Origin of the sequence: Arthrobacter crusticola, from assembly GCF_004357995.1 — a bacterium.
Taxonomy (GTDB): Bacteria; Actinomycetota; Actinomycetes; order Actinomycetales; family Micrococcaceae; genus Arthrobacter_D; species Arthrobacter_D crusticola.
The window spans coordinates 105,517-125,256 of sequence record NZ_SMTK01000003.1; the positions used below are offsets into that span (position 1 = coordinate 105,517).

19 protein-coding genes are annotated in these 19,740 nt (G+C 70.1%); 14 read left to right on the plus strand and 5 right to left on the minus strand.

Annotation, left to right across the window (positions count from 1 at the left end):
• Positions 1-7 precede the first annotated feature (7 nt).
• The 5 genes from E2F48_RS08245 to E2F48_RS08265 all read left to right on the plus strand — a co-directional run bounded on the left by E2F48_RS08245 (position 8) and on the right by E2F48_RS08265 (position 5,047).
• The gene (locus E2F48_RS08245; RefSeq protein WP_133403540.1) at positions 8-769 is read left to right on the plus strand and encodes a ThuA domain-containing protein; all 762 of its coding nucleotides are present in this window, start codon (positions 8-10) and stop codon (positions 767-769) included.
• Positions 770-828: 59 nt separating this feature from the next.
• Positions 829-2,109, plus strand: coding sequence for an ABC transporter substrate-binding protein (locus E2F48_RS08250; protein WP_133403541.1), 1,281 nt, complete (start codon positions 829-831; stop codon positions 2,107-2,109).
• Between the two features lie 100 nt (positions 2,110-2,209).
• Complete coding sequence (locus E2F48_RS08255) at positions 2,210-3,511, plus strand: ADP-ribosylglycohydrolase family protein (RefSeq protein WP_133403542.1); 1,302 nt, start codon at positions 2,210-2,212, stop codon at positions 3,509-3,511.
• Between the two features lie 168 nt (positions 3,512-3,679).
• Entirely contained in the window at positions 3,680-4,327 is a 648-nt protein-coding gene (locus tag E2F48_RS08260; protein WP_133403543.1) for a DUF305 domain-containing protein, read from the plus strand.
• A gap of 81 nt (positions 4,328-4,408) precedes the next feature.
• On the plus strand, positions 4,409-5,047 hold the full coding sequence (locus E2F48_RS08265; protein WP_133403544.1) for a thioredoxin-like domain-containing protein: 639 nt from the start codon (positions 4,409-4,411) through the stop codon (positions 5,045-5,047).
• Between the two features lie 105 nt (positions 5,048-5,152).
• Here E2F48_RS08265 and E2F48_RS08270 read toward each other — a convergent pair whose 3' ends face one another.
• Both E2F48_RS08270 and E2F48_RS08275 read right to left on the minus strand, forming a co-directional pair.
• Complete coding sequence (locus E2F48_RS08270) at positions 5,153-6,763, minus strand: peptide chain release factor 3 (protein WP_133403545.1); 1,611 nt, start codon at positions 6,761-6,763, stop codon at positions 5,153-5,155.
• A gap of 131 nt (positions 6,764-6,894) precedes the next feature.
• Positions 6,895-8,448, minus strand: a complete 1,554-nt coding sequence (locus E2F48_RS08275; protein WP_133403546.1) for an MFS transporter — start codon at positions 8,446-8,448, stop codon at positions 6,895-6,897.
• A gap of 62 nt (positions 8,449-8,510) precedes the next feature.
• On the opposite strand from E2F48_RS08275, the gene E2F48_RS08280 reads away from it, so the two are divergent.
• Positions 8,511-9,074 carry a TetR family transcriptional regulator gene (locus E2F48_RS08280; RefSeq protein ID WP_133403547.1) on the plus strand — a complete coding sequence of 188 codons (564 nt, stop codon included), beginning with the start codon at positions 8,511-8,513 and terminating at the stop codon, positions 9,072-9,074.
• Positions 9,067-9,489 (plus strand): large conductance mechanosensitive channel protein MscL, encoded by a 423-nt coding sequence (gene mscL / locus E2F48_RS08285; protein ID WP_133403548.1) that lies wholly within the window; start codon positions 9,067-9,069, stop codon positions 9,487-9,489. Before E2F48_RS08280 ends, mscL begins: the two co-directional genes overlap by 8 nt.
• 204 nt (positions 9,490-9,693) lie before the next feature.
• Here the strand turns inward: mscL and E2F48_RS08290 are convergent, their stop codons facing one another.
• Positions 9,694-10,770 (minus strand): phosphatase PAP2 family protein, encoded by a 1,077-nt coding sequence (locus E2F48_RS08290; RefSeq protein ID WP_133403549.1) that lies wholly within the window; start codon positions 10,768-10,770, stop codon positions 9,694-9,696.
• A gap of 112 nt (positions 10,771-10,882) precedes the next feature.
• Complete coding sequence (locus E2F48_RS08295; protein ID WP_246018710.1) at positions 10,883-12,409, minus strand: FAD-dependent oxidoreductase; 1,527 nt, start codon at positions 12,407-12,409, stop codon at positions 10,883-10,885.
• 39 nt (positions 12,410-12,448) lie between these two features.
• Here E2F48_RS08295 and E2F48_RS08300 point away from each other — a divergent pair, with 39 nt between their 5' ends.
• The 4 genes from E2F48_RS08300 (at position 12,449) to E2F48_RS08315 (ending at position 15,256) form a co-directional block, all read left to right on the plus strand.
• Positions 12,449-13,432 carry an aldo/keto reductase gene (locus E2F48_RS08300; protein WP_133403550.1) on the plus strand — a complete coding sequence of 328 codons (984 nt, stop codon included), beginning with the start codon at positions 12,449-12,451 and terminating at the stop codon, positions 13,430-13,432.
• Positions 13,433-13,548: 116 nt separating this feature from the next.
• On the plus strand, positions 13,549-13,809 hold the full coding sequence (locus tag E2F48_RS08305; protein WP_120166332.1) for a hypothetical protein: 261 nt from the start codon (positions 13,549-13,551) through the stop codon (positions 13,807-13,809).
• A gap of 9 nt (positions 13,810-13,818) precedes the next feature.
• Positions 13,819-14,730: an FHA domain-containing protein gene (locus E2F48_RS08310; protein WP_342772588.1), complete on the plus strand. Its 912-nt coding sequence runs from the start codon at positions 13,819-13,821 to the stop codon at positions 14,728-14,730.
• Between the two features lie 4 nt (positions 14,731-14,734).
• Positions 14,735-15,256 (plus strand): 2'-5' RNA ligase family protein, encoded by a 522-nt coding sequence (locus E2F48_RS08315; RefSeq protein ID WP_165968721.1) that lies wholly within the window; start codon positions 14,735-14,737, stop codon positions 15,254-15,256.
• 39 nt (positions 15,257-15,295) lie between these two features.
• Here the strand turns inward: E2F48_RS08315 and purB are convergent, their stop codons facing one another.
• Positions 15,296-16,729, minus strand: coding sequence for an adenylosuccinate lyase (gene purB / locus E2F48_RS08320; protein ID WP_133403553.1), 1,434 nt, complete (start codon positions 16,727-16,729; stop codon positions 15,296-15,298).
• A gap of 142 nt (positions 16,730-16,871) precedes the next feature.
• Between purB and E2F48_RS08325 the strand changes: the two genes are divergently transcribed.
• From E2F48_RS08325 to E2F48_RS08335, 3 genes are read left to right on the plus strand one after another with little or no spacing between them, the layout of a single operon-like run.
• The gene (locus E2F48_RS08325; protein ID WP_133403554.1) at positions 16,872-17,159 is read left to right on the plus strand and encodes a hypothetical protein; all 288 of its coding nucleotides are present in this window, start codon (positions 16,872-16,874) and stop codon (positions 17,157-17,159) included.
• A complete protein-coding gene (locus tag E2F48_RS08330) occupies positions 17,156-18,496 on the plus strand; it encodes an alpha/beta hydrolase (protein WP_133403555.1) in 1,341 nt (446 codons plus the stop codon). The genes E2F48_RS08325 and E2F48_RS08330 overlap by 4 nt, the downstream gene beginning before the upstream one ends.
• Positions 18,497-18,505: 9 nt before the next feature.
• A complete protein-coding gene (locus E2F48_RS08335; RefSeq protein ID WP_133403556.1) occupies positions 18,506-19,636 on the plus strand; it encodes a histidinol-phosphate transaminase in 1,131 nt (376 codons plus the stop codon).
• The last annotated feature ends 104 nt before the right edge of the window (positions 19,637-19,740 follow it).

The window sequence follows — 19,740 nt, forward strand, 5'->3', positions numbered from 1 at the left end:
GATTCTCATGCAGCACAGCACCATCCCGCCCCTGCGGATCACCGTCTGGAACGAGGGCATCCACGAGAGAACCGAACCGGGGGTCGCCGCCATCTACCCCGAGGGCATCCACGGCGCCATCGCCGACGGTCTCCGGCTCCTGCTCGACGGGGACCCGGTGATCCGGACGGCCGTCCTGGCCGACCCCGAGCACGGGCTCACCGAGGAGGTCCTCGCGGAGACCGACGTCCTCCTGTGGTGGGGCCACATCGCCCACGACCAGGTGTCCGACGAGGTGGTGGAGCGGGTCCAGCGGCACGTGCTGGGCGGGATGGGCCTGCTCGTGCTGCACTCGGGCCACTTCTCCAAGATCTTCACCCGGCTGATGGGCACCACCTGCTCCCTGCTGTGGCGCAACGGGGCGGAACGGGAACTCGTCTGGAACGTAAACCCCGCCCACCCCATCACGGCCGGGATCGAAGGTCCCCTGGTGATCGATAAACAGGAAACCTACGGGGAGTTCTTCGACATCCCCACCCCGGATGACCTGGTGTTCATCAGCTCCTTCAGCGGCGGCGAGGTCTTCCGCTCGGGAGTGACGTTCACCCGGGGGCGCGGACGCATCTTCTACTTCAGCCCCGGAGACCAGGCGTATCCCGTCTACTACCATCCCCAGATCCGAAGGGTCCTGGCCAACGGCGTCCGCTGGGCGGCGCAGACCGCGGCCGGTCGGACACCGCCCGCGGTCACCAACCCGTCCCGCGGCTGGTTCCAGGACTCCCCGGCCTGACCGGCCGGGACATCAGGCTCACCCGTACGCACCCCACCGATTCGACAAGAAAGCACTCCATGAAACGCCTTGCAGCTCTCCGGATCCCTGCGGTCACCGCCGCGTTCGCCTTCGCCGTCACGGGATGCACCGGCACCTCGTCGGCCGCGGAGAAGGACAGCGGGGGAGGCGAGCAGATCCGCTACCTCATCGAGCAGCCCGAGGACTCGGCCGCCGTCGACCTGATCAACGAGGACATTGCGGTCTTCGAGAAGCAGAACCCGGGCATCGACGTCGAACTCGAGGTCCTGCCCACTGACAATATGCGCACTGTGCTCCAGACCCAGCTGCGCTCCGGCGAGGGCCCCGACATCTTCAACTGGGGCTCCGGCCCGGGCTACGCCGGGGCGCTGGCCGACGCCGGGCTGCTCCACGACCTGACGGACGCCTACGAGGAGTACGACTGGCCCGTCTATGAGTTCGCCAAGGAGCGCGTGACCTTCGACGGCAAGGTCTACGGGGTGCCCGGGGACATCGAAACCGTCGGACTCTTCTACAACAAGCAGGTCTTCGACGAGCTCGGGATCAGCGAGCCCACGAACCTGGGGGAACTCGAGGCCGCCGCGGCGACCCTCGCCAAGAAGGGAATCACCCCGTTCGCGGCCAGTGACAAGGAAGGCTGGCAGGGCGGGCACCTGCTGAGCATGGCCTTGTCCAGCCGGGTCGGCGCCGATGGCGTGGACAAGCTGCTCAGCGGCGAGATGCCCTGGACCTCCCCTGAGGTCGTCGCGGCCCTGGACACGTGGAAGTCCTTCAACGCCGCCGGCTACCTCCCGGACTTCCCCACCTCCCTGACCTACGACGGCGCCAATGCCCTCTTCTACTCGGGGGAGGCCGCCATCCTGCCCACCGGCAGCTGGGCCACCGACGAGATCGCCAAGAACACCGACTTCGAGGTCGGCTTCATTCCCTTCCCCGCCGAGGACGGTCCGGGAATCTTCAGCGGCGGGCTTGGGTCCGGCCCGTTCATCTCGGCCGCGTCCAAGAACACCGAGGCGGCCGAAAAGTTCCTCGACTACATGGTGACCCCCGAGCACGGACGGTGGACCGTTGAGAACTTCAACACCATCCCGCCGTTCCCGGTGGAGACCGAGGGCATCGACGCCGATCCCCTGTTCGCCCAGGTCATCGAGGACGCCTCGAAGATTTCGGACGGCACCGGCGAATTCGGCTCCAACGTCGACGTCCTGTCGACGGACGTCTTCAATGACGCAATGTGGAAGGGCGTGCAGGGCATGCTGACCGACCAAAAGAGCGCCCAGGACGTCGCCGCCGACCTCGACGCCGCCTTCAAGAAGTAGAACCCCGGGACGGCCCGCCCGCCCGGGCGGGCCGTTCCCGACCGCCGGCCCCCTGAACCACCGGCACCCCCACACACCCCCGAACAGCAACGAGGAAAACATGCACGACGTACTCGACCCCCGCGACATCGTCCCCGACGAGGCCGAACAGCTGGCCCATTCCGGCTACGCCGTCGGCGACCTTGAACAGCAGGCACGGGAGGCGGCGGCGGCGTCGGACCTTCCCCGCCTCGCCTCGATCGCGCAGACCCTCGCCGGGCTGGAGCGGGATTCCGACTGGGCCTACGACGAGCCCGGCGATGAGGACGCCCTGCTCGCCCTGGCCGGCACGGTGGAAAAGACCGCCTATGCGCCGTCCGAACTCCCCGGGCGCATCCGGGGGGCCTGGCTCGGCCGGGCTGTGGGCAACACGATGGGAAAGCCGATCGAAGGGCTCACCCGGCGCGAGGTGGAGACCTACCTGCGGGCCGCCGGCCAGTGGCCCCAGACGGGCTACATCAAGCTGCTGGACCCGCTGCCCGCCGGCGTCGAGCGGCTCCACCCCTCGGCCCCGACCGCATCCGCCGGGAGCTTCACCGAAGTGCCCCGCGACGACGATATCGACTGGACCATCCTGGGGCTGAACCTGCTCGAAACCCACGGGCGCGGCCTGACGACCGAACACATCGCCGCCGAATGGCTGGGCCGGATGCCGTTCACCCAGATCTACACGGCCGAGCGCGCCGCCTACCGGAACCTCATCTCCGGCCTGCAGGCGCCGGCCACCGCCACCGAGGCCAACCCCTACCGGGAGTGGATCGGCGCGCTCATCCGCGGGGACATCTTCGGGTACGTGAACCCCGGGGACCCGGCGGAGGCCGCTAGGCTGGCCCTCGTGGACGCCCGCCTCAGCCACACCGCCAACGGCGTCTACGGCGAGATGTGGGCCGCGGCGCTCCTGGCGGCGGCGTTCGCGACCGACTCGGCGCGGGAGGCCCTGGGCACCGCGCTGCGCGTTGTCCCCGCGCGCTCCCGGCTGGCCGAGGCCCTCCGCGGGGTCGTCGAGCTCTTCGACGGCGGCGCGTCCTCCGAGGAGGCCCTGGACTGGGTGGACGAGACGCTCGGCCACTACAGCTGGGTCCACACCATCCACAACGCCGCCCTGATCTCGATCGGCCTGCTGTGGGGCAGGGACTTCGCCGGCGCCGTCGCCATCGCGATCTCCGGCGGGCGCGACACCGACTCCACCGCGGCCACCGTGGGCAGCGCCTACGGTGCCCTGCACGGGGACCAGGCGGTTCCGGCCGAACTCGTGGGTACCACGCACGAGCACGTGCGCAGCGACGTGCGCGGCTACGACCACATCACCATCGACGAACTCGCTGAGCGCACCCTGCGGCTGGTTCCCGGCCGGGCCGAATAGGGCAACGGGCCCAGCCCGGCGCGTCCGCGGCACCGCTTCCGGGCGGCGCCGCGGACGCACCGTGTACCCGGCCGGGCGGCCCCCACCACGGGGCAGCCGGCATTAAGGTAACGCCCAGCATGATGGCCTACGGTGGGAGGTTGAACCCACCGCCCAGCGAGGAAACCCATGACGAACTCCCTGCCGTTCTGGCAAAAACGGCTGCTGCTCATCCTGGCCGGAGTGGCCGTGCTGGCCCTGATGGGCCTGGTCTTCACCGCCGGGCGCGTGTCCGCCGGGCAGGAGCACCCCGGCGGGAGCAGCGCCGACGCCGGCTTCGCCCGCGACATGCAGGTGCACCATGCCCAGGCCGTGGAGATGTCCCTGCTGATCCGCGACCGCAGCACCGACGAGGACCTGCGGTCCGTCGCCTACGACATCGCGCTCACCCAGCAGCACCAGATCGGCCAGATGTACGCCTGGCTTGAGGAGTGGGGCCTGCCCCAGAGCAGCTCCGCGCCCGCGATGGCATGGCTTGACTCCTCCGCCGGCGGCCACCACGGCGGGCAGGACGGCGCCCCGGCGCACACCGCCGGAGCGCTCATGCCGGGCATGGCCACCCCGGAGCAGCTCGCAGAACTGAAGTCGTCCTCCGGCGTCGAGGCCGAACGCCTCTTCCTCGAACTCATGATCGACCACCACACCGCCGGCGCCGAGATGGCCGAGGCCGGCGCCGAACTGGCCGAGACCGCCCAGGTGCGCTCCCTGGCCACCAAGATGGCCACGGCGCAGCAGGCCGAAATCGGCGCCTTGAAGGACCTGCTTGACCGGCGTTAGCCGGCACCGGCGGTAGATTGGACTACAGCCGGTGCGCCCGCGCAGGGCGCTCCCCATTCCGCCACGAAGGACAGATAACCGTTGAACAAGAAGAGAGCCCAGCAGAACTCGGACCGCCAGGCACGGCTTGCCGCCATTCAGGCCCAGCAGCGGGCCAGTGAACGCAAGCGCAGCGCTCTGATTTTCGGCGGCATCGGCGCTGTCATCCTCGCGATCATCATCGCGGTGACCCTGGTGATCGTCAATCAGGTCCAGGCCAACAACGCCGCCAAGGAGGCCGCCGCCAAGCCGATCGAGGGCGTGGCGACCTTCGAGGACCTGGGCCGGGAGCATACCGACGAAGAGGTCACCTACGAGCAGTCCCCTCCGGTCGGCGGGGACCACAGCCCCATCTGGCTCAACTGCGGCGTGTACACCGAAACGGTGCCCGACACGAACGCCGTCCACTCCCTCGAGCACGGCGCCGTCTGGATCAGCTACCAGCCCGATCTGGCCCAGGCCGAGATCGATGCGCTCACCGACCTCGTCGGCTCCCGCAGCTACGTGGTCCTGAGCCCGCACGCCGACCAGGAATCCCCGATCGCAGCCACCGCGTGGGGCCTGCAGCTTGAGGTCGACTCCGCCGACGATCCCCGGCTGGCGGCGTTTATGGAAAAGTACATCCAGGGCGAGCAGACCCCCGAGCCCGGTGCGTCCTGCTCCGGCGGCATCACCCCGTAACAGGGCGTAGAAGCAACAGCACAGCGAAGTAGCAGCACAGAAAACGGCGGGCCCGGGACAACCGGGCCCGCCGTTCTGTTCGATGCCGTTGTGGTTGACGGCGGCCTAGTCGATGGCGGCGCCGATCGGCTCAAGCACCACACCCGGGTAGTCCTTGCGGAAGTGCCCGACCTTCCACTTGTCGCCGAAGACGGCGATGACCTCGCCGTCGGCGCGGCGCAGGATCTCCCCGCCGCGGAAGGTCTCAGGGACCCCGGTGCTTCCGGGGGCCACGGCCATGGCCAGGGTGTAGGTGAGGTGATCGAGCGAGGTGGGCGCGTTGAACTCCGTGCCCAGCCGCTGCGCGGCGACCTCGAACTGCAGCGCGCCCACCGCGGCGAGCACCGGTGCCTGGTCGCCACGAAGGTCCGAACGCAGCACCTGGACCACGCCCTCGTGCTCGAGCTGCTCGATCCCGCGGCGGAACTGCTTATACCGGCCCGGATCCTTCGCCCGGGCGACGGCGAACAGCTCGGGGGAGAACCGGGGAATGTCGGGGAAGCGCACGGGTTCCTCGGCGAAGAGGCTGTCTCCGACGCGCAGGCTGGTGGCGTTGACCAGCCCGACGACGTCGCCCGGCCAGGCGGTGTCGACGACCTCGCGGCTGCGGCCCAGGACGCGGTGGGCGTACTTGGTGGCGAAGGGCTTGCCAGTGCGCTGGTTGGTGATGACCATGCCGCGCTCGAAGCTGCCGGAGCAGATCCGCAGGTAGGCGATATGGTCGCGGTGGGAGCTGTCCTGACCGGCCTGGACCTTGAAGACGAAGCCGGAGAACGGGGATTCCAGCGGGCGGGGCTCATCGGTGAGCGTCTCCCGCGGTGAGGGTGCCGGGCCCAGGTCGACAAGGGTGTCGAGCAGCTGGGAGACGCCGAAGTTCTTTGCGGCGGCGGCGAACAGGACCGGGGTCTGCCGGGCCGCGGCGAACTCGGCCGTGTCGAAGGCACCGTTCGAGGATTCGACGAGCCCGGCCTCCTCCTCGGCCTCGACCCACCGCGCAGCCTCGATCGGGTCGAGCTCCGCGGGCCGCACCTCGGTCTCCGTCGCCGCCTGGGCGCCGCCGTCGACGGCCTCGAGCCGGAAGGCCCGCTTGCCCGGGATATCGAGCAGCCCATGGAAGTCTCCGGCGATCCCTGCGGGCCAGGTCAGAGGCACCGGCGTCATGCCGGTCCGCTCGCCGATGTCGTCGATGAGGCCCAGCGCGTCGAGGCCGGGGCGGTCCCACTTGTTGATGACCGTGATGATGGGGATGTTCCTGGCCTTGCAGACGGCCAGGAGCTTCACCGTCTGCGGCTCGAAGCCCTTCGCGGCGTCAATGAGCATCACGGCCGAGTCCACGGCGGCGAGCACCCGGTAAGTGTCCTCGGAGAAGTCCGCGTGGCCGGGGGTGTCGACGACGTTGAGGATCGTGTCACGGTAGGTCAGCTGCAGGGCTGCCGAGCTGATCGAGATTCCACGCTCCTGCTCGATGCCCATCCAGTCAGAGACGGTGGCGTGGCGGCTGGACTTGCCGTGGGTGACCCCGGCGTCCTGGATGGCGCGGGCCAGCAGGGCCAGGGCCTCGGTCAGGGTCGACTTGCCGGCGTCGGGGTGGGAAATCACGGCGAAGGTGCGGCGCCGGGAGGCTTCACGCCGGACGGCCGCGGGATCGGTGGGGAGGGATTCGGTAAGAACGGGCACACTCCATTGTCGCTGATCGGCTGTCCGTGCCCCGCCGGGGCCGACGGGGCACGGAGCTGGGGGGTCCGCCGGGCGGGCAGCGCCCGCCCGGCGGAACCCAGTCAGGAGGAGCGGCGTCAGGAGGAACCCGGTCAGCGCGCGGCGGTCGGGCGCAGGGACCACCAGCCGAGGCCGGCGGCCAGCACCATGAGCACGGCCCCGATCCCTGAGGTGAGGATCACTCCGCTGTCGAAGGCGGAGAAGGCCGACTCGAGCAGCGCGGAGGCGTTCGCCGCCGGCAGCTGGGCCGCGGTGTTGACCGCCCCGCCCAGGGTTTCGGTGGCCTCGGCCACCTGCCCGGCGCTCAGCCCGGCCGGCAGGCTCAGGTGGGCCTGGTAGGAGGCGAGCAGGATGCTGCCGAGCACCGCGGTGCCGAACACCGAACCGACCTCGTAGGCGGTCTCCGAGACCGCCGAGGCCGCCCCGGCCTTCGCCGGGGGAACGGTCGAGAGGATCAGGTCGTTCGAGACGGTCTCCGAGGCCCCGACGCCGATGCCCAGCAGGATGAACGCGAACAGCAGCGCCATGGCTGACTCGCCCGTGAAGGCGACGAAGGCATACGCGGCGGCGGAGAACCCGAGCGACACCGGGACCACGATGTGCGGCGGGACCCGTTTGACCACGGGCACGACGGCGAAACCGGCGGCGATGGTCATCAGGAGCCCGGGCAGCAGGATCACTCCGGCCTCAAGCGGGCTGTAGCCCAGGATGAGCTGCAGGTGCTGCGAGACGAAGTACAAGAAGCCCACCAGCGAGAAGATGGCCAGCAGGTTCACCAGTACGGCGCCGGTGAAGGCGCGCACGGTGAACAGCCGCACGTCAAGCATCGGACCGGGCCGGCGCAGCTGCCGGCGCACGAACACGACGCCGGCGGTGAGTCCGACGACCACAGCGGAGATGGCCACCGGGTTGGGGCCCTCCATGGCGAAGTCCTTGATGGCATAGACGACCGGAAGCATCGCGGCGACCGAGAGCCCGATGCTCAGGATGTCGATACGCCCCGGGCTCGGATCGCGGGACTCGGGGACGAAGATCGGGGTGAGGATGAGCATCAGCACCAGCACGGGCACGGCCAGGAGGAAGACCGAGCCCCACCAGAAGTGCTCAAGCAGCGCGCCACCGAGCAGGGGGCCCAGGGCGGCCCCGGCGGAGAACCCCGCGGCCCACACGGCGATGGCGAGGCGGCGCTGGTCGCGGTCGGTGAAGATGTTGCGGATCAGGGACAGCGTGGAGGGCATCAGCATCGCACCGAAGATTCCGAGGCCGACCCGGGCTCCGACGAGGAACCCGGCGCTCGGGGCGAAGGCTGCGGCAATGGAGAAGGCGGCGAAGCCCCAGGCGCCGATGATGAGCAGGCGGCGGCGGCCGAAGCGGTCACCGAGGCTGCCCATGGCCACGAGCAGTCCGGCCAGCACGAGCGGGTAGCTGTCGATGATCCACAGCTGGGTCGCTCCGCTGGTGGCGAACGCGAGTGAGATGGCGGGAATGGCGAAACTGAGCACCGTGTTGTCCACCGCTACGAGCAGCACGGGGAGCATCAGGACAGCGAGGGAGATCCAACCCTTCACCCCTGTGCGGGTGGAGGCCGGTGACAGCACTGAGCTCACCCCGGCCGGGGATGCGGAAGTGGAGATGGACGAAGTCATGTCGAGGATACTATACCGTCCAGCCGGTACAGTGCAACTTTAGTGACCCCTATCATGGAGGAATGCCAAGTTCACGAGAACGCATCCTCGACAGCTTCGAAGACACCCTGATCCGCGACGGGGAACGGGCCGCCACCATGGAGGCCGTAGCCGCGGCCGCTGAGGTCTCCAAGGGCGGCCTGCTGTACCACTTCCCGGCCAAGGAGGCCCTCGTCGAGGCCCTCGCCGAACGGCTGCTGGCCCTGGTCGAGAAGGACCGGGAGCAGATGTCGGCCGACCCCGAGGGTCCCGGCCGCTACTACGTCCGGACCTCGGTCTATGAGGACAGCCCGCTGGACCGGGCACTCGTCTCCATGGCGCGACTGGCGCAGCAGGGCCACCCGGTGGCCCGCCGGACGCTTTCGCGCATCCAGGAGCTGTGGCTGACCACCCTCGAGGACCGGCTGGGGGACCGTACGGCGGCCCTGGCCATCAAGCTCCTCGGTGACGGGCTCTACTACGAGGCGGCGTTCTTCCGGGGCGAGGGCGCCGCGGGCCCCAGTGAGAAGGACCTCGAACGGGTCCTTTCGGTGGTCGACCTGATCGTGCTCAACCACTGCATCCCGCGGGGTGCCGCCGATGTTTAAGGGCTTCCGAAACTTCATCCTGCGCGGAAATGTCGTCGAACTGGCCACCGCCGTCGTCATCGGTTCGGCCTTCACGGCCCTGGTCGGGTCCGTGACGGACAACCTGCTGCGGCCGCTGATCGCCGCCGCCGGCGGCGGAGTCAGCGCCGAGGGATTCGGGTTCCGCATCTGGCCGGGCAACCCCGAGACCTTCGTGGACCTCGGCGCCGTGTTCACCGCCGCCGTGACCTTCCTGATCACCGCCGCGGTCGTCTACTTCGGCGTCGTGCTTCCCATGAACCGGATCAATGCCCATGCCCGGGCGCGGACGGCCGCCGCGGAGACGGAGGAGCAGCCGGTTCCCGTGGATACGGCGCTGTTGATCGAGATGCGGGACCTGCTCCGGCAGCTCGCGGATTCCACCGGCAGGAACTGAAACCGGCAGGAACTGAAACCGGCAGGAACTGAAACCGGCAGGAACTGAAACCGGCAGGAACTGAAACCGGCAGGAACTGAAAAAGGGCCGGCGCCCAAGGGCGCCGGCCCTTTCGGGATCAGCTTGTATGCCGGCCCTCTCGGAGCCAGCCGGCGGGTTGCACCCGCCCTTGCGGCCGGGCGCCGGACACGCCCGGGCAGTTCGTCAGCGCAGCGCGGCGGTCCCGGTGCGTGCGTCGAGCAGGTTCTGGTCCTTGCCCGCCCCGAAGCGCAGGCTCGCCCTGCCGACCGACACCGCGGCAAGCCAGACCGACAGGCCGCCCACCGCAAGGCCGGCAAAGACATCAACGACGTAGTGCCAGCCGAAGTAGACGGTGGCCACGGCCGTCAGGATGAAGTAGATCCACATCACCCAGCGGACCACCCGGGGCAGGCGCGCCATCTGGGCGATCACCGCGGCGGTGAAGACAATGGACACGTGCAGCGAGGCGAAGGCCGCGATGCCGTGCACCGACTGCGTCGAATGCGGGTCGGCAAGCACCGTCAACCGGTTGCGGTACAGCGCTTCCTGAAGGCTTGAGACTGCAGTGTCCGGGAGGTCGGTGAAGGATGCGCGCTGCACGTAGATCGGGCCCAGCGAGGGAACCGCGTAGTAGGTCACCGTTCCAATGACCCAGTTGAAGCAGAGCGCGCCCACATACCAGGCGCCCAGGGACAGGTCCTTGGACCAGACGAGGGCCACGGCGAGGGAGATCGGCACGAAGATCAGGAAGATCATGTAGACGAAGGAAAGGACCTCCGCCGTGATGCCGGTGCCGAGCAGCTGCTGGAGCACGTCGGCGGGGTTGCCGCCGCCCCCGAACCAGCGGTCCGTCTCGACCAGTGCGGCGTCGGCCAGGTGGTCCTGAAGGAAGGGCAGAAAGCTCTTGAGGTTCCGGTACGCCACGTAGGCGAGATAGAAGCTCGCCAGGCCCGCCGCCGCAACCGACATCCGGTGCCCGGTCCACCTCTGCTTGAAAATCCTGCGGGTCACGCGCACAAGGTCGCGCGGAGCGGGGCGCTGCAGGAGCACCCGCGGAATGACGTCGGCGGCGATGACGCCGAGCACGGTCAGGGGCAGCCGGACGTAGCTGGGGCCGAGGAAGCCCTCCGGGTCACGAAGGGGCAGCCCGGTCAGCACGGCCGTCAGCACCATCAAACCGGCGAAGGCAAGGGTCACGATCAGGGGAACGCCGAACAGTCGGCGCCATGGTGGGCGTTCGGGCCCGACGTGGGTGGTCATTATATATATCTATCCTATGCGCGACAGTGTCAGCAGGGTGACAGGCATCTTAACAGTTACCCCCATCTTCCCATAGGCGCTCCGCCCTATGGCACCAAGGCCGCGCTTGTGGTTAGATCCCACTGCCCAGATTCGACGTTGACGGCCCCTCAAGCACCGTTCCGTCGGCGGCAAACCGGGACCCGTGCAGGGGGCAGTCCCATGTCCGCTCGGCGGTGTTCCAGCTCACGATGCCGCGCAGATGCGGGCACACCGCCGACACGCGGTGCTCGACGCCGTCGACGGTGCAGACCCCGATCGGGCTCCTGCCCTCCCGGACCACGACGCCCTGCCCCTCCGGCGGGGACGCAGGGGCCGTCTTCGCCAGGCCCGACACCCAGCCGGTGAGCATCTCCAGCCCGACCTCGGCGTTGACCCGCGCCGTCGACAGCGCGTCAACGGGGGTCACCCGGGTCCTGTACAGGGTGTCGGCCCACGGCATGTGCCCGCCCAGAATCTTGGCCGAGAGTGCCAGCGAGGCGGCCACCGCGTTCGTCATGCCCCACTTGTTGTAACCCGTCGCGGCATAGATGTGCCCGCCGCCGGCCGGGACCTTGCCGACGTAGGGAACCGCGGCGGCCGGCTGGTAGTCCTGGGCCGACCAGGAGTAGGCGGGGCGGGCCGTCGGGAAATACTCGCGGGCCCAGCGGGTCAGATCATCGACGAGGCCCTGGGTGTTTGAGTGGTGGCCGACCTTATGGCCGTTGCCGCCCACGATGAGGTAGTCCCTGCCGCCCACCCGGGCCGTGCGCAGGGAACGCGTGGGGGTGTCCACCGAGAGGTACATCTCCGGGGGCACCCGGTCGGTCACCTCGAGGGCGATGCAGTAGGACCGCTGCGGCTTGAGGACGGCAAAGTATCCGCCCCGGTCGAGGATGGGGATGCCGGTGGCCAGGACGACATTGCGGGCCGTCACGGCTCCGGCGTCCGTCGTGAGTTCCACGCCGCCGGATTTGGGGGTTGAGGCGCCCTGGACCCGCACGCCCTCGAAAAGGCGCCCCCCGTGGCGGCGCAGCTCCGAGGCCAGCGCCGCGAGAACCTCCAACGGGTGGAACTGCGCCTGGTCCGCCAGCCTCAGGGTGCGCCGCACCGGAAACGGAAGGGTCGAGGCATTGCCCAGCTCGGTCCCCAGGCCCGCCTGCGTGCAGGCCTCGTGTTCGGCGTCCAGGCTTTTCGCGCCGCTGTCGGTCACCGCGTAGTTCACGGCGTCCCGGCGCTCGTACCCCACCCCGTTTTCGTCGCAGAAACGGAGGATCCAGCTCTGCCCCTCACGGTTGCCCGTGACGTAGGCCCGCGCCAGCTCGGCGTCGTGGTGGGAGGTGATCCGGGATAGCCCGGTGCCCTGCAGCAGTGAGAGCTTGGCTGTGGTGTTGCCGGTGGTGACCGCGCCGGCACGGCGGGCCTCAAGCACCGCCACCTTGTGCCCGGCACGGGCCAGCAGGAGTGCGGTGGTCATGCCGGTCAGTCCGCCGCCGACCACCACCGAGTCGAATCCGGCCCCGGGGGAGAACGGCTCCGCAGGTATCTCCGGCGCGGTATCCAACCACAGTGATCTCATCGTCATCCCTCCGTAGGTGGTTCCCACCCCACTACTAATCATGCTTACAGTCAAGGGAGGGCCACCGCCTATAGTCGGAGGATGGAACAGCGCACACTAGGCAGAACCGGCCGGCCGGTCTCGGTGATCGGCCTCGGAACATGGCAGCTCGGCGCGGACTGGGGCGAGGTCCAGGAGAGGGACGCACTGGAGGTCCTTGAGGCCGCAGCTGAGGCCGGCACCACCTTCTTCGACACCGCCGACGTCTATGGGGACGGCCGGAGCGAGAAGACGATCGGGGCCTTCCGGAGGGCCAACCCTGCACTGGACCTGGTGATCGGCACCAAGATGGGCCGGCGGGTGGAGCAGGACCCCTCCCAGTACACCCTGGCGAACTTCCGCTCCTGGGTGGACCGCTCCCGCGCCAACCTCGGCATGGAGACCCTCGACCTGATCCAGCTCCACTGCCCGCCCTCGGACGTCTACACCACCGAGGCCGTATACGACGCGCTGGACACCCTCGTCGAGGAGGGCGCTGTGCGCCACTACGGGGTCAGCGTCGAGCGCGCCGACGAGGCCCTTGCCGCCATCGACCGCGGCAACACGGCCACGGTGCAGATCATCCTCAATGCCTTCCGGCTCAAGCCGCTCGACGCCGTCCTCCCGGCGGCCCGGACGGCCGGGGTCGGCATCATCGCCCGGGTGCCGCTCGCCTCGGGGCTGCTGAGCGGCAAATACAGCACCTCCACCGTCTTCCCGGCCGACGATCACCGCAACTACAACCGCTCCGGCGCCGCGTTCGACGTTGGTGAGACCTTTTCGGGCGTCGATTACGACACGGGGCTCGCGGCCGCGCAGGAGTTCGCGCAGCTGCTTCCCGCCGGGATGGAACCCGCACAGGGCGCGCTCGCCTGGATCATCGCCCAGGAGGGGGTCAGCACCGTCATCCCCGGGGCCCGCAATGCCGCCCAGGCCCGGGCGAACGCCGCCGCGGCCGACCGGCTGGACCTCGGGCGCGCGATTCACGACGGTGTCACCGAGCTGTACGACCGCCGCTTTCGGCCCACGGTCCACTCCCGCTGGTGAGCCGTGGAGGCCGCGGTGGGGGTTCCCTGCCGCGGCACGGTCGGCTATCGTTGAACCACCCGTCAGACGGAGTTAGAGGACGTCTGTCATCGTTCGATCCAGCTAAGGAATCAACCATGACTGAATTCACCTCGTCCCTCTCCGCCGCCGGCCGGGAGGAGCGTTCCATCCGCGACTGGGCGGACCTCGCCGAAGAAATGTGGAGCTACCTCACCGGCAAGGGCGCCGCGGTCAACTACAGCCTCATCGACATGACAGTCGAGGTCCCGCGCGACGTCGGCCCCGATGCCCCGCGCGCCACCTGGAAATTCAACGGCACCCTGCGCGTCACCACCAGCGACAACGACGCCCCCGGTTCCGATCCCCACCGCGGCTGAGGCACCGTTGTGGTGGCACAACTGAAACTGGACATCGACCTCGCATTCTCCCTGACCGAACCCGGTCCGGACGGTGGGCCCGACGAGGTTATCTCCGGAACGGTGACGGCGGCCGGATCGAGCATCTCGATCTTCTGCGACAACCCCGGCGCCTTCGGCGGAAACCTTCCCTCCGTCTCCGGGGTGCGGACCTTCGCGAAGCTGCTCGCCGACGCCGGCCTGGACGTGACCGTGACGGGCCCGCGGGGCCCGCTGATCAGCCTGGGCGCCGTCGAAACCTCGATGGCGCAGCGGCTCCTGACGCGCTCACCGCACCTGCGGCTCGGCTCGCCTTCCGCCCTGGCCCCGCTGGTGCACCTGGGGCGGCGGTCGCTCGAGCGCTCCGGCTCGGCGAGCCTGCTGCCCCCGTCCACGCCGCTGCCGCTGGTGCCCACGGTGAACCGGCGGATCAGCCGCCGGATCACCACCACCCACTACGCTCCGGGCGGGGGCCGGCCGCGGCTGATCTTCGTTCAGGACTCTGCCCGGTGGAACGGTCAGGTGCCTCGGGAGTTCGTGCTCGGGCAGGAGCGGACCACGATCGGCGCGTCCGCGGACTCGGACCTGCAGCTGCCCGGCCTTGAGGAGCTGCACGCGGAGATCCTCCACGACGCCAATGACGAGTACGTCCTGGTCCCGCACGGCGCCGTCACCGGCAGCGTCGGCGGCGGGCCCGCGGTGCTGCGCACCGGGGCACGGGTCCAGCTGGGATCCTGGTGCCTTGCCTTCTTCCGAGAGGAATATGCCGACCACGGCCGTCCTTTCGGCGGACGCAACGGCGGGGAGTTCGCCTATCAGCGGCCCCAGCGCAACCCGCGCACCGGGGTGACCGAACAGGACGGATCCGTCGGCATCGGCGATCCGCGGCGGCCTCCGCGCTGAGAGCGTGAGCGACAGCGTCGAGCTGCTCCTGGACTCCGCCGCGGAGGAGGCGGTGCGCCGCGACTGGGTGAGGCTGCTGGAGCTGGGCCTGCCCAGCCAGGCGCGGCACACCTCTGCGAGCAACCGGCCGCACATCACCCTCGCGGCCGCACCGGCCATCGACGGAACCTTCGATGCCGCCCTGCGCGGCGCGGTCCGGGACCTGCCGCAGGAGGTGCGTTTCGGCGGGCTCCTGCTCTTCGGGGGAGGGCGGCGGACCTTCATCCTGGTGCGCTCGATCGTGGTCTCGGCGGCGCTGACGGACCTGCACCGGCGGGTGGGGGAAGCCCTCAGCGGCCTGCCGGGGCAGTTCGCCACCACCCTCACCGGGAACTGGACGCCGCACGTCACCCTGGCCCGCGGCCTCTCGGCCGACCAGATGGCACTCGCGCTTGGAGCCGTTCAGGCCGAACCGGCGGCCGCCACCGCGGTGGCCGCGCGCCGGTGGGACAGCGCGGCGAGGGTGACGGTCGACCTCAGCGGATAGGGGCACCCCGGGTTCTGCCGTGGCGCCGGCCGGGCGGCGTCAGGACCCGAGATGGTCAACCAGCCGGTCGGCGATCCCGGTGTAGGTCGACGGGGTCAGCCCGAGCATCCTCTGCTCCGCCTCGGGGCCGAGTCCGAGGCCCGAGACGAACTCGCGCATGCGGGCGGCGTCGACCCGCCGCCCCCGGGTCAGGTCCTTGAGCCGCTCATACGGGTCGTCAAGGCCGGCGGTGCCGGCGACGGCCTCGGCGCGCATCACCATCTGGATGGCCTCCCCGAGCACCTCCCAGTTGTCCTCGAGGTCCGCGGCGATTGCCGCCCCGGCCACGTCCAGCCGCTGCAGGCCCTTGAGCACGTTGCTCACCGCCAGGAGGGAGTGCCCGAAGGCCACCCCGATGTTGCGCTGGCTCGAGGAGTCGGTGAGGTCGCGCTGCCACCGGGAGGTGACCAGGGTCGAGGCGAGCACGTCAAGGAGGGACGAGGAGATCTCGAGGTTCGCTTCGGCGTTTTCGAACCGGATCGGGTTCACCTTGTGCGGCATGGTGGAGGACCCGGTGGCTCCGGCGACCGGGACCTGCGCGAAGTACCCGATGGAGATGTAGCTCCAGACATCGGTGCAGAAGTTGTGGAGGATCCGGTTGAACCGGGCAATGTCGGAGTACAGCTCCGCCTGCCAGTCGTGGGATTCGATCTGCGTGGTGAGCGGATTCCAGGACAGGCCGAGCCCCTCGACGAAGCTGCGTGCCACCTGCTCCCAGTCCGCGGAGGGGACTGAGGCGTAGTGCGCCGCGTAGGTTCCGGTGGCCCCGTTGATCTTCCCGAGGAACTCGGTGGCTTCGATGCGCCGGAGCTGCCGGGACAGCCGGTGGGCGGTGACGGCCATCTCCTTGCCCAGGGTGGTCGGCGTGGCCGGCTGGCCGTGGGTGCGCGAGAGCATCGCGACGGACCGGGAGTCCCGGGCCAGGTCCTCGATGGCCCCGACCAGGCGGCGGGCCGCGGGAAGCCACACGTCCCGGACGGCGCCCTTGATGCCCAGTGCGTAGGAGAGGTTGTTGATGTCCTCAGAGGTGCAGCCGAAGTGCACGAGGGGTTTCAGGCGCTCAAGGTCCATGCCCGGAAGCCGGCGTCCGATGAAGTACTCGACGGCCTTCACATCGTGGACGGTCACCTTCTCGATGTCCGCGAGTTCCGCGGCCGCGGCGGCGTCGAAGGAGGTCACGATGGCGCGCAGCGCCTCCTCCTGCCCTGCGTCGAGCGGGCCGGCGCCCGGGACGACCGAGTTTCGCGTGAGGTGGATGAACCACTCGACCTCGACGTGGAGGCGGTCCCGGTTCAGGGCCGCCTCGGACAGGTGGTTCACCAGGGGTGCGGACGCCTCCCGGTACCGGCCGTCCAGCGGCCCGAGGGCCAGTGAGGGGGCCTCTCCCTGGGGGATGGAAGCAAGGTCAACACGGGTCGGGGAGGTATCAGCCATGCACCGATTCTTTCACGGCCCGGATGAGGCCGGACGCCGGGCGGCAACTGCCGCGTGCATCCACATCGGCGGCCGGAGGACACCCCCGGCACTGCCCGGGCTCTAGCATCCTGACATCGGGCAGCAGCACAGGGAGGGCGCCATGGCAGCACCGGGGATCTTCGGGCTCCCCAACACCGGGGATGCGGCCGACCTCGGGGGCAGGCTGCTGCGGCAGGCCCGCGAGCTCGAGGACATCCGCCACCGGGCGGCCGTGGTGGCGGCCCTTGACTGGGAGTCCCCGGCGGGCCGCAACTTCCGGCAGTACCTGGCCGGGCGCGCCGCCGCGGTCGGGGCCGCGGCCGAACTGCTTGAACAGGCGGCTCGGCTGGCCGAGGAGTACGCCGCCGAACGCGGTGACGCGCCCCTGGCCGGGGGCACCTGGCGGTGAGCCCGGCCGGCGGCTACGATCCGGCCCCGGTTTCCCCTTCCGGACCCGGGCTGAGTGTGCGCGGCGGCGTGGGCGGCATCCGGTTCCAGTGGGTGGAACTCGAGCGGGCGGCGGTCGAACTCGGCGGGCTGGCCGGCGCGGTGCGGGAGGTCTCAGCCGCCCTGCTGTACCTCAGCATCGAGCTTGAGCGCACCCGCCTGGCGGGCGCGTGGTTCCCCGGCGCCCGGGATGCCGGTGCCGCCGGGCGGGCCGCCGCCGAAGCGCTCGACGCCGCCCGCCGGCACACCTCCGCTTCCGGCGACGATCTGCAGGAGACCGCCGACCGGATCACCCGGGCCCGCCTCGCCTATCTCGCCGCTGACGCCGCGGCGCGGGCCGCGGTCCTTGGCGCCACGGAGTCGGTGGAACTCTCGGCCCGCGCCGCCGCTTCGACGGCCGCCCGGGAGGGGCTGCTGGTCCCGGGCCCGCTGGCCCTCACCGCGCCGGCCGAGGTGGAACAGGTGGACTTCGGGGGAACCGTGGAGGCTGTCACCGACCGCCTTGCCGCCGTCGAGGCGGCCGCGCCCGGTTCCTTCGAGATCCTGCGCATCGACGGGGCCACCCGACCGGCCTACCTCGTGATCCTCCCCGGCACGCAGCTCTCGGAGCCAGGCAATCCTTTCGACGCCACCGGCATCGCGGAGGCCGTCAATGAGGACAGCCGCCATGTCGGGGCCGCGGTGGCGCAGGCCCTGCGGGAGGCCGGCGCCCGGCCGGGAGACGCCGTCCTGCTCGCCGGCTACAGCCAGGGCGGAATGCACGCGATGAACCTGGCCGCCGGCGGCACCGTGGGCGGCACCTACGACGTCCGCCTGGTACTCACCGCGGGTTCCCCGACGGGCTGGGAGCCGACGGGGACGGCCGAGTATCTCCACCTCGAACACGCCGCCGACACAGTGCCCGCCCTCGACGGCGGCCCCGCCCCGGACGAGCCCAATCGCGTCAGCGTGCGGGTCGATTTCCCCGTTTCGACCGCGCCGACCGGACCGGGCGCCGAGGGCAAGGGCCTCGGGGGCGCGCACAAGCTCGCCACCTATGCGCAGGCGGCGGTGCTCGTCGACGCCAGCGCCCTTCCGTCCCTGGCCCCGGCGGCGGCAGTTCTTGCCGCAACCGGCGGAGGTGCCCGGCGCCACCTCTACCGGGCTGCCCGGCTCCCTGCGGAACGCCCGGCTGCGGCGCCGGGCGGCACCCGGCCGACCGGCCTCCCCGGGCCGCCGGTGGGCGTTCCGGTACCGGGCCGGGGGGAGGGGCCGGCCCGCCCGGGCCCGGCCGGCCCTCCATCGGCGCCCCGGCGCTAGGCTATGGGCATGACGTCGAACAACAGCCAGAGCACCGAGGCCGCCGCAGGCATCTCCCCGCGCAGCGTGCTGGGAAAACTTCCGCGCTACGCCGCGGGCAAGCCGCCCACGGTTCTGGAGGGGGTGCAGAGCTACAAGCTCTCCTCGAATGAGAACCCCCTGCCGCCGCTGCCGGCCGTCCTGACCGCCATCCGCGACCGCACCGACATCAACCGGTATCCGGATCCGGCCACCACCTCGCTGCGGGGAGAACTCGCCTCCTTCCTCGGCGTGCCGGCCGAGGACATCGTGACCGGCGCGGGAAGCCTTGGCGCGCTCAACCAGATCCTCGCCGCCTTCGCCGGGCAGAACGACTTCGATGCCCCGGATGAGGTCATCTACGCCTGGCGCTCCTTCGAGGCCTACCCGATCTGCGTCGGGCTCGCCGGTGCGGAGTCCCGGCCGGTGCCGGTCCGCGTCGACGGCACCCACGACCTTGACGCCATGGCCGCCGCTGTCACCGACCGGACCCGCGTGATCCTGCTGTGCACCCCCAACAACCCCACCGGTCCGGCGCTGCCGGCCGCCGCGGTCGAGGAGTTCCTCATCCGGGTGCCTGCGAACGTCGTCGTCGTAATCGATGAGGCGTACCAGGAATTCGTCCGCGATGCCGGTGTCGTGGATGGGCTTGAGATGTACCGCAGGTACCCGAACGTCATCGTGCTGCGCACCTTCTCCAAGGCGCACGGGCTCGCCGGGCTCCGGGTGGGGTATTCGGTGTCCCAGCCCGGACTGACCGCGCACCTGCGGATGAGCGCGGTGCCCTTCGCGGTGTCGCAGATCGCAGAAACCGCCGCTGTGGCCTCGCTCCAGCACTTCGACGAGGTCGCAGAGCGGGTCCAGGGCATTGTTGATGAACGGGTGCGCGTGGTGGAGGGCCTTAGAGAGCTGGGCTGGAAGATCCCCGAGGCGCAGGGAAATTTTGTCTGGCTGGCCCTCGGTGAGTCAACTCCCGACTTCGCGGCGCAGGCCGACCTGCAGGGCCTGTCCGTGCGCGCCTTCGGCACCGAAGGCGTCCGGGTCAGCATCGGGGAACCCGAGGCAAACACCCGGTTCCTGGCGCTGTGTGCAGGATACCCGGTGGCGCCCGGCGGGTGCTGACCAGACATAAATAGGTCTAACCGCCGTCACTGGCTAGTGTGGGAGCCGTACGTTTAACGAACATATGTATCCCGGTGTATGCGTCCCCAAAGCATTCCGATAGG